Source organism: Actinomadura sediminis, from assembly GCF_042675525.1.
Lineage (GTDB): Bacteria > Actinomycetota > Actinomycetes > Streptosporangiales > Streptosporangiaceae > Spirillospora > Spirillospora sediminis.
This window is the reverse complement of sequence record NZ_JBHTJA010000009.1, coordinates 1-13,309: the sequence shown is the minus strand read 5'-3', so window position 1 is coordinate 13,309 and position 13,309 is coordinate 1. Positions and strand designations below refer to the sequence as shown.

Here is a 13,309-nt window from a genome sequence, read left to right as displayed (position 1 = left end):
CTCTCTAGACATCCATCAGCTCGTAATACTCGCGCAAGTCACGCAACTCGCTAAGGGCATCGCCATAGTTCTCTGAATATTTGGCAAACTCGACGAAGCGGCGCATCTCTCGCCGAAAAAGCTTCCTCTCCGTCTGGTATAGATCCCTGTCCTGCGGCGGAACCGCGATGAAGTCGATGACTTCGGCCTCCGTCTTTCCGGGTGCTCGGCGCAGGATTCGTCCGCGGCGCTGGATGAACTGCCGAGGATTGCTGCTGCTGGCCAGCATGTATGCGATCCGGGCGTCCGGAAGGTCGACTCCCTCGTCCAAGCACCGCATGGAAACTAGTGCCTCCAGATCACCGGATCCGAACGCTTCAAGGAGTTCGCGTCGCTCCTGCTTGGACTCTTGCGAGGTGTAGGTATGAACGCGCATGCCCAGGCTGTTGCCGAGGAGCGCCAGTGCCTGATCCACCTGGCGCTCGCCTCCCGCTGGTTCGTCCTCCTGCGGGCGACCACCTTCGGCGCAGTAGACCAGTTGGAACGACTGGTAGCGCCGCTTGTTGAGCTCGTACCGCAACGCGGCGATCTTCCCTTCGGCATGACCAAGTACCTTGGCCCGCCTGCTAAGCAATTGACCGAGCTGTGCCTCGGCCTCATCGCGTGACTTTCCCTTGGCACCCTTGATTTGACCGTAGATAGTGCCGATTTTGCTGGTGAGGACGGTGTAGTATGCCGCCTCTTCGTCAGTAAGGGGGACTAGCACCGGTCGATACCGGTACCTGGTCAGGGCGCCGAATTCGATCGCTTCCTTAAGACCGAGGCTGATTAGGGTATCTCCAAAGTAGCCTCGAATCGCTGCCGTGCCCTCATCATCGAACCAGCGCTCTGGGGTGGCCGACAAGGCCAATCGCCATGACGCATGATTCGGCAGCCTAGTGCGGTAATGTTCAGCCCCTAGGTGGTGGGCTTCGTCGGCAATGATCAAAAGTTCGTTCCCGGCAGACGAAAGAACATCCTGGAAAGCCGGCGAACCGAAGGTCTTATTAGTGACTACCAAGGCCACTGCACGCCCCGGTTGCCGACCCGCGATCGCATCGTTCGCTTGAGCCCACCAACTCGCAACCGCGTCACGGCACTGAACTGGGACAATTCCAAAGCGGTTGAGTTCTTGAGACCACTGGTCAACGAGGTCGAGCAACGGCACCACGATCACGGTCACGAGAGAGCTGCCACGTGCCCGCAACTGGCGGCCAATCTGGTCGAGTGCCGCCAGTGCGGTAATGGTCTTCCCCGTACCGGTAGCCATCTCGAAGATCCCGCGTGCACCGGCCTGAAGCCACTTTGTGATGGCTTCTTTCTGGTAATCACGCAGCTCGATTTCCTCGGGCGTAGCAGCCCAGCCGTGTTTGTTCGCCGCTTCGTGGCGACGCCGACTCTTACCCCGTGCGACGGTCTCCGCATTAGCTTTCGAAGCCTTGACAGCCAGTTCACGCAGGTGTTCTTCAGCTTCCTTCGGAAACTCCAAGACCTCCAGGAGCTCGGTCTTTCCTTCCCAGAGAGCATCGAAATTCCTCTGGGTACGGAGGGCTCGGCGCGCATCAGCTTGAGTCCATGAGGTAAACACCTCGATGGACTCAAAGTTGTTCTCCATCGCGGCGCGCGTCTCATTCAGCGAGCCGGTAAAGGCGACTGCATTTCCCTCAGCGTCAGCGATGACGCCGATTTTCTCGTGGTAGATGCCGAGCCCGTTAGTGCCCGCCATCACCGCAATCTTGATCTCGAGGGCACCTTCAGCGATAAGCTTGCCGAGAATCCCAAGCCTTTCGACCATCTGCGCTTCAACCTTTTCGGGCGCGACTTCGCGGGCTACAGCCCGCGCGATGATCTCGCGGTACTCGTAGCCTTGGCGGATATCCTCAATATCCTCCTTTGAGAGCCGCGGACCGGCGACCAAACGAATCTTGCCGCCCTTCGTACGTAGCTCCTGGATGCCGCTCGCCACCAGCCCTAGCGAAGTACTGGTGAAGTAACCGACGGCACGGTCGTACCGAACCGCCTCTGCGAGCACCGGAACATAGAAGTCGCGGGCGACGTCACTGGTGTCGCTCCTGTAGAAGTCTTTGATCGATACGCTGCGCAGGCTCACGCCCTGCTCCCATTGATCAACTCGAGGAAATCATCGATAGTATTGTGCGGCGTCTTTCCTTCGTCCAACGTGAGCTCTGGCTCGATCGGTAGATCGTGATCGCACCCACTATCGAGATACGCACCCACCAAAGTCGTGAGCTGGGTGTCGCCACGTTCACTGAGCCGGCACACCACGTCGTCCCACTTACTAGACTGAGGGAGATCCAGGACGCTGATTAGCGCATCGCACAGTTGGTCGCTGGTTGATGGCTGTAGGAAGTATGCACCGCTTCGTCGTGCGATCTCCTCAGCCACGCCGAGTTCAGGGCGCCGACGAATGCGCCGCACCCTGAGCACCGGCGGCTCGTCGTCATCCCAACGCTTGTTCAACCAGATGTGATCGCCGCCCCGAATCTCACGCTGGTGGGCCTGAAGGACATCCACGAGGCCAGTGATGTACGGCTCTGGCGCACCTACAAGAGAGAGCATGCACGCGGCTCCGCCTGCTTCCGTCATGGCCGATGTCGTCTTCCAGGGAACACCTCCCAAGACGACAAGTCCACCAGGAGGCAAGATAATCTTGCTTGCCCAGGTGGTCGGGTACTGGATGCACATCCACCAGGCACCCTCAAGGCGGAAGCACCCAGGAGTGGCTCGTGGATGGACGCCATTGTTGTCGTCTGCGCCAAGCGGGTCAAACACGGCACGCCTTCCGTAGTGAACCGGCTTTTAGGGTAAGCCGAAATTCTTCGATGGCAGTGAGGCGACACATCCCCCGTCCTCCGGATCGGCTCAACCATTGTGGGAATCGCCACGCAGGACTCTGAGGAAATCGTCGATCGAGGCATCGGTCTGGCCGAGATGAGAGGCTTCGTCGGCGAGCCCCTGGGGCACAACTGCTGGGTCGAGGTCATCCGCGTCGAGGCGGTCGGCCGCGGTGACCTCTGCAGGCCCGGCAACCTCGCCGGACTCAGCGTTGACCAGACGGACGATCACCGGTCGCCGCCCGCCAGTGCTTTCCCCCTTGAACACCTGGGCGTTCGGCAGAGACTCGACTGCTTGGTCGATCTTCGACGAGGGCTTATTGCGTCCGACGATGTCCCACAACTCGGTCTTGGTCAGCTCGCCGTGCTGTTCTAGTGCTTCCTGAATCTTGGAGGCCAGTGAACTCTCCGACTCGGCAGCGTGCTCGGCGTGGTAGCGCTTGATGACCCACATCGGAATCCGGCCACGATCACTGACGGAGATGCCCCTCTGGTGCGCCCAAGCACGGATCACGGACGGCGGCACATCGTCCAAGTTGTGGTTGTAGCGCGTGGCATCACTGGCCTGGCCGGCAGCAGCACCGTTCGATCTACCCTCGCTCCCCAGGTCACCATGGTCCGGTGTCGAGGCACGTTCATCTACTAGGGAGAGCAGCACGGCTGCGATCGTGTCACGGTAGGCGGCCCGCATGTAGATGGGCATTTTTCCCGCTCCATGTCGGCTCGCAAGATCGTTGGCCCACTGTTTGGCGTGAACGTCTTGTTCGAGCCGGGACATCTCGGAAAGCCTCCGAAGCCGCTCCCACGGTGTGATCTCGCCCTGGGTCGTCATGGCTGTCCTCCTGGTTCACGTTGAAGGGCGAAGGTGGCACCCGGTTGCCGCCCGTCCAAGTAGGGCGTCACGGAAGATCCCATCTCTTGGCGAGTGTGTGGGACCCGCCTCCCGTGGATCTGGTCTGCCCGCGAGTGATGCTCTAGAGGAAGCTTCGGTACACCCCGGATGAACAGGTATGCCAGCAACCCCCGCCCCTCCAACCGCGATATACCGGAGGCAGTCGGCGACCATGGAGATAAACCATAGGAGATCATCGGCTTGGCGGTCACCCCTCTCTCCATCTCCTGGCAATGTTTCAGCTGCGCCAAAGACACCTCCTGCATGCGAAGCAGCAGCTGAGGTGCACACCAGCACCACAGCCGCAGCCACAAGAGCCGAACCTCTTGACATGTGACCGCCGAACTTAGCGAACACCTCAAAGACGACATGCCAGCCAAAGTATGGAGCTGACCGCATGAGCGCCAGAGTGGAAGCCATCTAAGCAAGCCACCCACGCCCGGCGCAACACCATCGATCCCCTCATTGGGCAACTCTTCCCCCGAAGCTGGATCCGCGGAGCTGAGCCGCAAGATCATAGATACTTTTTTCTATCTCAAGGAGTGACGAGCACGCCTTAGTTGATCACACACAGTGACACAGGCGACGGATACAAGGACTGTCACCTGAGCTCCCACGGAGGATGGAACGGCACCAACGGACGCTCGTCGATTGCGCCACGCCTGCCGCTGATGCGGTTCGGGCACCACACCAGAATCTTTAATGTCAAATCGACAATATTGAAAGAAGTAGGTCGCAAGATATGACTAGGGGCATGTGGTCAAATTGCTAGCCAGCGAGCAGCTTTTCCGCTGACATTTCTTCAGATTCGCCATGGAAATCACGGATGTATTTCCGTCGCAGCGTGAGGATTTGAATTCGAGAGACCGATTGGGGCGGCGGAGACAACGTAGAAGCGCCGGTCGAGCCGGAGCCCAGCGCGAGAGCGGTTCGTATCGTAAAGTAAACCTGCAAGGCTGCCAGGTCGCGCGTGATCTGAGCGCGCAACCGTCACTTGTGCATCCAGGTGGTGAACATGTCGTTTAGCCGCCAGCGATACGCCCGGTACGATCCAGGCTTGACACCAAGCACGGCCCTTGACCAGCTCGCCGAGCTCCAACCCTCCCCAGTCAGCCGCGACTGCCCGCGGCCTCGTCGCTGGAACGTTCGACCAGCAGGTCCAGTCGGCCAGCACCTCGCTGCTCAGCGGCCCCGAAATCAGCGCATCGCGTCCCTGCCGACAGCGGCACCATCCCAAAACCGCACCCCGCGCCACCGGGCTGGGCGACGCTCCAATTCTGTCGATCTCGGCTACGGCGAGATAGATAGCTCCGCAGAGCCCCCTCGCAATGGCGCGAGGGAGCTCGTGGTGAAAGTGGGTTAGGCTTCGTCCCGTTTTGCCAGGAGGCGCCGGAGGTCGGCGGTGACGACTCGGTAGCTGGTGCCGATTCGGATGACCTTGCAGGGGAAGCAGTTCTCGCGGGCCAGTTGGTACGCACGGGTTCGGCCGAGGGCGCGAGCGGCGGTCTCGATGGTGGTTGTGGTGGGAAGGGCGGCGAGTTCCTCGCGGCTCATCGGTTCCATGCTTAGGCCTCCGGGGTGTTCGCGCGACGGGAGCGGATCGGGCTGTGCCGTTCGTTGGCGGGAGGCCATTCGATGAGCGTGGGATCGCCGATCGGTCTCGGAAAGTCTTCGGCCGCCGCGGCTACGCCAGCATCTTGATCGCTTGCCCAGCGTTGGGTTGTGGGGGCCAGCTCTCGTTCTGGGGCGGGGCGAGAGTGGACGGCGTTGATGGCGGCGTGTGTCTCGTTGAGGGCCGTGCAGAGCGATTGGGTGTGGTGCCTTGCATGGGCCAGGGCTTGGCCGTGGCGGCTCAGGACGTCGGTGAGGTCTTCGCCGTGGTCGTGGCCGAGACGGTCGGCTTGAAGTTCGCGCAGGAAGAAGCGGTTGATCTGGTCGAGAAGCTGATCGAGACCGTAGGTGGCTGCGCTGAGGTTGCCGAGGACGGCGTACACGGTGGAGGGATGGGTGAGGCTGGGTGGGCCAGCCGTGGCGTAGTTGAGCTGGCGGACGTGTTCGTACAGGGCAGCTGCGAGTTGGATGGTCTCGTCGTCATTACCAGCGGCGGCGGGGGCCGGCGTGTAGTCGGTCATGTGGGTGTGTCCTCGTGAATGTGGATCCCGTGTTCGGGCTGTGGTCGGTCATGGCTTCGCCTTTCTCGTGCGGCGGGGAAGATGTGGCTCAGGTTCGCGGTCTCGGACGCTGCGCCCGTGTACTACTTGCACATCGTTGAGACTGTTTACGCTCCGTTAGTATGCGCCTAGGTTGATCATTACGCCACAACTGCGTGCGGCGTGGCGTCCGGTTTTGCGGTCGGGCTACCGCGATGGACCGCGGCGGCGGTGCGAGCCAGGTTGCGGGGGCGTGGGACTGACGGGTTGGCTCTGGTAATCGCTCAACTGACTGCCGAGGGGTATCGGGAAGCCGGTGGCGGCGAGACGCGCAGCGTTCTGCTCGGCCGTGGGATTCGGCGGCGTCCTTGGAAACGTCGGGGACGGCGGTCGTGGCGTGTGCCGGCCGAGGCTGGTGAGCTGGGCGGCAGCTTTTCGGGCGGTAGCGGCTTGGGCGTCACGCTGCTGCAGCTGCCGGAACTCCGCGACCGCCTCGATGAGGGCTGCCACCTGCACGATGAGATGGAGCAGGACGCCAGCGAGGCTCGGGCGGGGACCGCGTCGTCCTCGGATCTCGGATAGGGCCAGTGCGCGGGCAACCGTGCGGAGGTTTGTTCCGTAGGGCGTGTGGGGTGGCTGGTATCCGTAGGGTTCGCGAGCTGCGCGGTCGTAGAAGTCGGCGACGTCCGCGAGTTCTCGGTTGCCGGTGATGGCGGCGGTGACGTTGAGGACGTCGGCAGCTGCGACGGCCACGTCGGCGCGGACTCTCGGATCTTGGATGTGGCGCATCTGCCAGGTGGCTGTCGCGGCGGCTCGGGCAGCCTGCTAGTAGGCCGCGGATCGTTCCTCGTGGGTCAGCTCCCCCCTGTAGAAGGTGTGTTGGTAGGACGGGCTCCTTCCCTGTGGGCTGACCAGCGGTGACGGAGTTTGGGGAGCGTGAGGTTGGCGGCGAGTCTGCCTCCGGAGAACCAGACCGGTTGGCCTTCTTGGTTGGTGTGGTGCGGAAGTGCGCCTTCTCCCAGCCGGCTCCGCACCTCATAGTTAATCATTTCGTAATGCAGGTAGTCGGTGAGCGGGTAGGAGAGCAGCCGCACGCGGGTGAACTGCAGGTTCCGGGACCTCACCTCATCGCGAAGAGGCTGGTCCCCCAGCGCCTCTTCTTCCAGAAGGCGGCGGACCAGCGCGGTGTCGCCCGCCTGGAAGGCCTCCTGCGATCGGACACCGTCGGCCTCACGGTATGACTGCCAACACTCCAACTTGAGGAAACGCGCTCAGTGCGTGCCCAGGCCTCACCGAACGACTCCAGGAAGCCCTCCAGGGTGAGTCGCTCGCTGCCGTCCAATGCCCACGCAGGCGGTTGATGCATCACTCGTCCAGGATGTCTTTCATTGCGCCGAGGGAGGTAGTCGCCGTACGGCTACCCCACTGGTGCGCACTCCGGCCAGATGGGCGGCAAGCTCACTGGCCGGGGCGCGGGTCTGCTCCCCTGAGTCCATGTCGCGCACTGTGATCACCCGCGCCTCCTTGTCGGACGCTCCGTAGATCAGCGCGAAGCGCGCCTTGCGGTCGGCGGCCCACTTGAGTTGCTTGGCCAGTTTGCGGCTGGCGGCCAGGTAGATCTCGGTGCGCAGGCCGGCGTCCCGTAGTTGTGCGGCGAAGCCCATGAGTTCGGAGGCGGTGTCTTCGGCGATCATCGTGACCGCGACGTCGATTCTGTGTGCGTCGCCCCCGCCGTCGCCGAGGAGGCCGATGATTCGTTCGACGCCGAGGGAGCCGCCGCAGGCCGGGACGTCTGGTCCTCCAAGAAAAGAGATCAGGCCGTCGTAGCGGCCACCGCTGGCGATCGATCCTGGCATTCCCTCGGCGACCACTTCGAAGATCACGCCGGTGTAGTAGTCAAGGCCCCGAACCAGGCCGGGGGTGAACACGAGTCGGTCTTCGCCGATTCTCGGGGATGCCAGTTCGAGTAGCCGGTTGATCTCGTCCAGGCCTGCGCTTCCGGCCTCGCTGTCCTTCAGCGCGGTCTGCATTCGCTCAACAGCGTCAGCGGCCGTCAGGTCGCCGACCAGGGCTTCGGCGATGTCGGGCGCCAACGATCGGGCGTCCGCCAGCTTGGCCGCGACTTTGTCTGGGGAGAGTTTGTCGAGCTTGTCCAGGGTGACGAGCACACCGCCGCCGAGTTCGACTGGAACGCCATAGACCTCCAGCAGCCCCGACAACGCCCGCCGTGAGTTCACCGGTACCCGGTAGTCACGCACGCCGACCTCGTCCAGCGCATCAGTCAGTGCGCAGACCACCTCGGCATCAGCGAGTGGCGACGCCGAGCCGACCACGTCCACATCGCATTGCGCGAACTCGCGGAACCGGCCCCTGCCTGGACAGTCAGCCCTCCACACCGGCCCCATGGCGTACCGCTTGTAAGGCGTAGGGAGTTGTGAACCGTAGGCGGCGACGACTCGGGCAAGCGGGACGGTCATGTCGTAGCGGAGAGCGAGGTCGGCTTCGCCGGTCGCTTCGTGCTCACCGCGCCGCAGGATTTTGAAGATCAGCTTGTCGCCCTCGTCGCCGTACTTGCCGGTCAGGGTCTCCAGCCGCTCGAAGGCCAGCGTCTGCAACGGCTCGAACCCGTACCCCTCGAACACCCCACGGATCTGTGCGAAGACGTGCTCGCGGGTACGCAGGGCGCTGGCGAGAAGTCCCTGGTGCCCGAGGGTGGCTCGAACTGTTGTGACGCCACGGGAGCTCCTGATCAATGCGACGGCTCATCGCTATAGGTGTGTCAGAGGCCCGGCCCGGCATCCGGACGTGGAGCGAATCATGGGACCGAACCTCTCCGAGATTATCGACGGTTTCCTCACCGCGCTGTCGAGATTATGAGGCGGCCCAGTCCCGGATTGCCTGCGCGGTCTCGTCAGTAACGTCGGAGTCGGGCAGGTCGGCGGGGTGGAGCCATCGGTGGGCGGTGTGTTCGGTGCTCAGGACGATGGGCCGACCGTGGTGGGCGAGGCCGAAAGTGTATTGGCGAGCTTTGCGGCCGGACCCGGAGATGTAGTCGAAATGGGTGACAAAGCCCGAATCAAGGGTGAGTGGTCTGGTCCAGCCGATTTCTTCGGCGAGTTCGCGTTCCAGTGCGGTGAGCAGGTCCTCGCCTGGCTCGACGCCGCCTGAGGGCAACTCTTCGATACCGGCCATGAACGCGTCCTCGGTGGAGCGGCGCAGGATGAGCACGTGGCCATCGGTGTGGACGATGGCGCCGACCACGAGTTTGGTTATGCCGTCGCGGCTGGCGTCGGCGTGCAACTGCTGGATGTTGAGGCCCGATGCGGTGGTCACGCTGGCAGGGTAGTGCGGCCGGACGATGAGACGAGGGCATTGAGGGCTTGGTCGAGGTTGTTTATCGCGGTGTCGATGTAGGCGCGTCCGTCCGGTCCGTCGTCGGCGGGAACGCTGATTCGCAGCGATGTGGCGGCCAGATGCTCGGCCACACGTGGTTTGCACCGAGGACACGACGTCTCGTAGAGGGTGACCAGTGATCAGGGGCGGGATGGCCCGCAAGACCTACCAGGACTACCAGCGCATCACTACTTCGGATCAACGCGGTCGGATCCAGCCCGCGGTCGACGACCGAGTGTGTTCACCCTCGATGGTCGACTTTGGCGTCGCAATGGGAAGGTAGTGTTATGGGAGATGACAAGCTTGGACGGATTGCGGAACTTCTGGTTGGCCGTAATGCCATTGATGGGGAGATTGCCGCGATCATCCAGCGGCCGATGACGGCGGGGCATCTCGGGGAGTGGATCGCGTCCCGGGTTTTCGATATCGAGCTGGAAGAGTCGGCCACCAACACCGCCTTCGATGGCCGCTTCCGCGTCGGGCCGCTTCAGGGCCGGACGGTGAACGTCAAGTGGTACCTCAAACAGGAAGGCGTCCTGGACATTAGCTCGTCCGCAACGCTCGACTACTACCTGGTCCTTACCGGTCCGCGATCAGCGGCAGGTTCCTCACGAGCCGACACTCGACCCTGGTGTGTTCGGGCAGCGTACCTCTTCGACGCCGAACGCCTTCGCCACGAGCAGGACGCGCGTGGAGTCAGGACAGGCGTCGCCTCTAGCGTGCTCCGGCGGCAGTGGGACGAAGCCGAGATCTACCCCCACGACCGCAACCCTCTACTCCGGGTCAGCCCCCACCAGGTCGAACTACTCCAACTCCTTGCGGGCTGACCAGTGGCCCACCCGATCGGCAACCCGGCGATACGGGCGGCTTAGCCGTAGTAGGAATGATGACCGCTCTCGAAGACGTGGGCCATCAACTGGCCTTTGAACACTCGCTGCGCCAGCCACTCGCCGAGCCTTCGGTGTATTGATGGATGAGAGCGGCGTGGGACAGCGGTTTGGTGACGTTGGTCAGGTCGCCGTTGGTGGTGTAGTCGAGCAGCACGACCTCTGCCTGATCGCTGAGTTGCCGGAGGCGCTCGAGCAGGTCTGTTACGCGGTGGTCCAGGACCCACTGGTAGGACGGTAGATAGATGAGGCGGCGGGCTGTGACGTAGTCGAGCAGGCGAGCACCGTCGAGCCCGGCGCGGTGGCCCCGCACGGGACCATACCGGCGCACGGTGCGCTTCAAGCCCCGCATGGTGGTGACCTGGAGTTTGGCGGGGTCGATATCGGCGTGTTCGAAGACCTTCAGCGCTTGCCAGATCCCCTCGACCGACTGGGCGGTCACGCCCTCGCAGAAAGGAACCGGAATACCGGCGTGCGGGTAGAACGGGCTGAGCCGTACCCACGGCTCCATTGCCTTGGACGTCGCATCGATGATCTGCGCACCGGGGAACTCGGCGGTCAGCGACGCCACGGTACGACGGCGGCTCGCGAGATGGATGGGCACGGAAGATCCCCCTCACTGACGACCTTCCCAGCATCGACGACGGCTCTGACATTCTCCGCAGCCGACCCCGGACGAACAGTCAGGGAACCACCAGAGACCCGAACCTGCATGCTGATGGCCAGCACTCGCAGCCGGCCGACGTCGGCCCGGCCGTCGGTCCGGCCGTTGTCGCGACCACGCCGAGGACCCACCTGACGTGCCACATGTGCAGTCCGGGCGTCTCGGCTCGGATTGGCTTGGCGTCGACGGCGAGGGCGAGGGCGAGGGCGACAGCACAGTTGATCGCGTGGAGGGTGGGCCGCGGCGGCTCGTCTGGGCCCGTGCCCAGGCGCGTCTCCGATGTCGCCTCCTGATTCGCAACCGCGAAGAGTTCATATATCGGGGTCCGCTCGCCGGCAGGTCATGGACGAGATTGAGGAGCGCGGCCGGCCGCCCTGCCAGCGGCAGTTGCGGGCGTTTCTGGCGACAGCTGTCGGCGGCTTGACGTGAGGGCTCAGCCTCAGGCGTTCACCGCGGCGGTGCTACCGCTGTGCAGAGGCCGCCAGCAGGATGTTGAACAGGAGCGAAGCGCTCAACCATCAGCCATTCGAGTGACCAGGCGATACTATTCGCGTGCCAGGCGAACGGGGACTGGCGCATCGCCTTGCAGTCCCCAAGGAGGTGCCGACGGTGGTCTTGCCGCCAGTCCCGCTCGTCATCATCATCGGCAGCGGTATCGCGGGAGGCGGCGGCGTGGTGGCGGGCGCCGTCGGTGGCGTGCAGCGCAAGCGCGCTCGAACGCAAATGCGACATCACACAACACGCTACGAGAATCGCCACACCACTCACCTCGCCAAGGTCGACCGAGCGAACGCAGCGCTTCAGGCGCTCGGTCGAACGCAGGAGCGAGCACAGCGCGACGTCATCTTCCGGATGCGAGACTTCCTTGAGCGCCATGCCAAGCAGGTTCGAGCGCATGAGCACCTCATCCTCGACGGAGTCAACGACTCAAACACCACCCAAGTCGTAGGGATGGCGAAGCTCGATCCAGATGTCGCGGGTTGGGTCCGAGGCGTCGTCCGCTCAGTCTTAGTCGGCGGCGCAACTCCGGCAGTCCTTCGCAAGGCCGTAACCCAACTGGCAAGGGCCAGCACTGGGACGCCGATCTCGGACCTCCGCGGAGCAGCGGCAGAGCGTGCAACGCTTGCATTCCTCGGCGGCGGGAGCCTCGCTTCTGGTGGGGGTGGGATGGCGCTCGGAGCGACGGTCCTCAAGGCCGCAGCCGCTGGCCCCAGCGTCCTCATCGCAGGCCTCACGATGAAAAATCGAGGAACCAAGGCACGAACTGAGGCTGAAAACTGCCGGACAGCAGTCAACGTCGCCATCGCGCAACTCGACGTTCGCGAACAACGCCTCCGTGGAGTGAGGGAGCGAGCGCATGAACTGGACGACATCCTCATTCGGCTGGTTTCACAGGCAACGAATGCCCTCGACCTGCTCGAATCCGAGCCTTTCGACATCGACGCTCACGGCAAACGTCTCCAAGCGGCTCTGGTTCTGGTCAAGTCGGTGCGGGATGTAGCCACAGCGCCCGTCGCTGACGAAGACTGCAACCTCGACACGAACACCGAGCAACTCATCTTCAACTACCGCAACGCGCGCAAGGAGACGGCGGATGCCTGATCAGAAGGGCTTGCCCAAGGGCGCCCCGCTGCCGGAAAAGGCAACCGAACCAGTGGCCAGAGAGGCAGGAAGGCTCAGCGCGACAGACGTACTCAACGCACTCAACCAACTCGTCAGTGTTACGCGGGAACTGATACATATCCGCGAAACGGAGAGGACGAAGCGAGAAAAGCTCAGAGTGTACCGGGAGACTGAGGTCGCGCGAATTAAGGCGTCTGAAAAGACTTTGCGGGACTACTTCGGCCTCGTCATCGAAGAGCGGCGCGAGACGCACAGGAGACTATTTGACGGCCTTGATCGGGCACTTGAATCTGGCGACGTCGCAGCGATGCAGACCGTCGTCGGGGGAATCGTCGAAGTAGCACGCACATCGCCTCTCGCCTTGATCGGCAACCTCGGCGAGCTGAGGCGGGCCATGGACGACCCCAACACGGTGTTCGAGTTCTAACGCGGTTTGCCCACAACCCGAAACGCCCGCTCATCGGCATGTCAGTGCGTTGATGCAAAGAGTGCGTGATCGAAGCTGCACACTATGACCGGGCCTCGGCGCCGATCAGGATGTGCCAGGGGTATCTCTCTTGGAGCGAGAGAGATACCCCCGTGGCTCTGGAACGCGCGAGTCCTGGCGTGCAGGTGTCGCCGCTATCGAGTGCCTGACCTGCTCCGAGTTTTGGCTAGGGCTTCGAGGGCTGTTTCGTCGGCGTCGGGGAGGGTGTGTAGGTAGCGCTCTGTGGTGGCGATGGAGGCGTGGCCTACCCAGGGTTAATTGGTGATGGCGGGTGTGGTGTTGAGGGTGAGGCCTGTGGGGGCGAGGCAGCCGTCGATCACGCCGGGGTGGTGCTGGATGA

14 protein-coding genes are annotated in these 13,309 nt (G+C 63.1%); 3 read left to right on the top strand and 11 right to left on the bottom strand.

Going from position 1 to position 13,309, the window contains the following annotated elements:
- Positions 1 to 4: 4 nt before the first annotated feature.
- From ACFQ11_RS07305 to ACFQ11_RS07265, 9 genes are all read right to left on the bottom strand, one after another.
- Positions 5 to 2,128 (bottom strand): DEAD/DEAH box helicase family protein, encoded by a 2,124-nt coding sequence (locus tag ACFQ11_RS07305; RefSeq protein WP_378297146.1) that lies wholly within the window; start codon positions 2,126 to 2,128, stop codon positions 5 to 7.
- Complete coding sequence (locus ACFQ11_RS07300) at positions 2,125 to 2,724, bottom strand: hypothetical protein (RefSeq protein ID WP_378297145.1); 600 nt, start codon at positions 2,722 to 2,724, stop codon at positions 2,125 to 2,127. Before ACFQ11_RS07300 ends, ACFQ11_RS07305 begins: the two co-directional genes overlap by 4 nt.
- A gap of 177 nt (positions 2,725 to 2,901) precedes the next feature.
- On the bottom strand, positions 2,902 to 3,705 hold the full coding sequence (locus ACFQ11_RS07295; RefSeq protein WP_378297144.1) for an Lsr2 family DNA-binding protein: 804 nt from the start codon (positions 3,703 to 3,705) through the stop codon (positions 2,902 to 2,904).
- A gap of 1,419 nt (positions 3,706 to 5,124) precedes the next feature.
- The gene (locus ACFQ11_RS07290; protein ID WP_378297143.1) at positions 5,125 to 5,319 is read right to left on the bottom strand and encodes a DNA-binding protein; all 195 of its coding nucleotides are present in this window, start codon (positions 5,317 to 5,319) and stop codon (positions 5,125 to 5,127) included.
- A gap of 11 nt (positions 5,320 to 5,330) precedes the next feature.
- Entirely contained in the window at positions 5,331 to 5,897 is a 567-nt protein-coding gene (locus ACFQ11_RS07285; protein ID WP_378297142.1) for a hypothetical protein, read from the bottom strand.
- Positions 5,898 to 6,769: 872 nt separating this feature from the next.
- Positions 6,770 to 7,171, bottom strand: coding sequence for a DUF6879 family protein (locus ACFQ11_RS07280; protein WP_378297141.1), 402 nt, complete (start codon positions 7,169 to 7,171; stop codon positions 6,770 to 6,772).
- Positions 7,172 to 7,300: 129 nt separating this feature from the next.
- Positions 7,301 to 8,668: a histidine--tRNA ligase gene (gene hisS / locus ACFQ11_RS07275; protein WP_378297140.1), complete on the bottom strand. Its 1,368-nt coding sequence runs from the start codon at positions 8,666 to 8,668 to the stop codon at positions 7,301 to 7,303.
- 118 nt (positions 8,669 to 8,786) lie between these two features.
- A complete protein-coding gene (locus ACFQ11_RS07270; RefSeq protein ID WP_378297139.1) occupies positions 8,787 to 9,248 on the bottom strand; it encodes an NUDIX domain-containing protein in 462 nt (153 codons plus the stop codon).
- The gene (locus ACFQ11_RS07265) at positions 9,245 to 9,400 is read right to left on the bottom strand and encodes a hypothetical protein (protein ID WP_378297138.1); all 156 of its coding nucleotides are present in this window, start codon (positions 9,398 to 9,400) and stop codon (positions 9,245 to 9,247) included. Before ACFQ11_RS07265 ends, ACFQ11_RS07270 begins: the two co-directional genes overlap by 4 nt.
- A gap of 195 nt (positions 9,401 to 9,595) precedes the next feature.
- On the opposite strand from ACFQ11_RS07265, the gene ACFQ11_RS07260 reads away from it, so the two are divergent.
- Entirely contained in the window at positions 9,596 to 10,135 is a 540-nt protein-coding gene (locus ACFQ11_RS07260; protein ID WP_378297137.1) for a hypothetical protein, read from the top strand.
- An 85-nt stretch (positions 10,136 to 10,220) separates the two neighbouring features.
- Here ACFQ11_RS07260 and ACFQ11_RS07255 read toward each other — a convergent pair whose 3' ends face one another.
- Together ACFQ11_RS07255 and ACFQ11_RS07250 are read right to left on the bottom strand one after the other, a co-directional pair.
- Positions 10,221 to 10,799: a DUF6939 family protein gene (locus tag ACFQ11_RS07255; RefSeq protein ID WP_378297136.1), complete on the bottom strand. Its 579-nt coding sequence runs from the start codon at positions 10,797 to 10,799 to the stop codon at positions 10,221 to 10,223.
- A 507-nt stretch (positions 10,800 to 11,306) separates the two neighbouring features.
- Positions 11,307 to 11,756: a hypothetical protein gene (locus tag ACFQ11_RS07250; protein WP_378297135.1), complete on the bottom strand. Its 450-nt coding sequence runs from the start codon at positions 11,754 to 11,756 to the stop codon at positions 11,307 to 11,309.
- Positions 11,757 to 11,810: 54 nt separating this feature from the next.
- On the opposite strand from ACFQ11_RS07250, the gene ACFQ11_RS07245 reads away from it, so the two are divergent.
- Entirely contained in the window at positions 11,811 to 12,461 is a 651-nt protein-coding gene (locus ACFQ11_RS07245; protein ID WP_378297134.1) for a hypothetical protein, read from the top strand.
- On the top strand, positions 12,454 to 12,909 hold the full coding sequence (locus ACFQ11_RS07240) for a hypothetical protein (protein ID WP_378297133.1): 456 nt from the start codon (positions 12,454 to 12,456) through the stop codon (positions 12,907 to 12,909). Before ACFQ11_RS07245 ends, ACFQ11_RS07240 begins: the two co-directional genes overlap by 8 nt.
- Positions 12,910 to 13,309 lie beyond the last annotated feature (400 nt).

What these genes read in the sequence shown, in the direction of transcription:
- ACFQ11_RS07300 (WP_378297145.1), bottom strand. Translation starts at nt 2,724, where the DNA reads ATGTGCATCCAGTACCCGACCACCTGGGCAAGCAAGATTATCTTGCCT.
- ACFQ11_RS07295 (WP_378297144.1), bottom strand. Translation starts at nt 3,705, where the DNA reads ATGACGACCCAGGGCGAGATCACACCGTGGGAGCGGCTTCGGAGGCTT.
- ACFQ11_RS07290 (WP_378297143.1), bottom strand. Translation starts at nt 5,319, where the DNA reads ATGAGCCGCGAGGAACTCGCCGCCCTTCCCACCACAACCACCATCGAG.
- ACFQ11_RS07285 (WP_378297142.1), bottom strand. Translation starts at nt 5,897, where the DNA reads ATGACCGACTACACGCCGGCCCCCGCCGCCGCTGGTAATGACGACGAG.
- ACFQ11_RS07260 (WP_378297137.1), top strand. Translation starts at nt 9,596, where the DNA reads ATGGGAGATGACAAGCTTGGACGGATTGCGGAACTTCTGGTTGGCCGT.
- ACFQ11_RS07250 (WP_378297135.1), bottom strand. Translation starts at nt 11,756, where the DNA reads ATGCGCTCGAACCTGCTTGGCATGGCGCTCAAGGAAGTCTCGCATCCG.
- ACFQ11_RS07245 (WP_378297134.1), top strand. Translation starts at nt 11,811, where the DNA reads ATGGCGAAGCTCGATCCAGATGTCGCGGGTTGGGTCCGAGGCGTCGTC.
- ACFQ11_RS07240 (WP_378297133.1), top strand. Translation starts at nt 12,454, where the DNA reads ATGCCTGATCAGAAGGGCTTGCCCAAGGGCGCCCCGCTGCCGGAAAAG.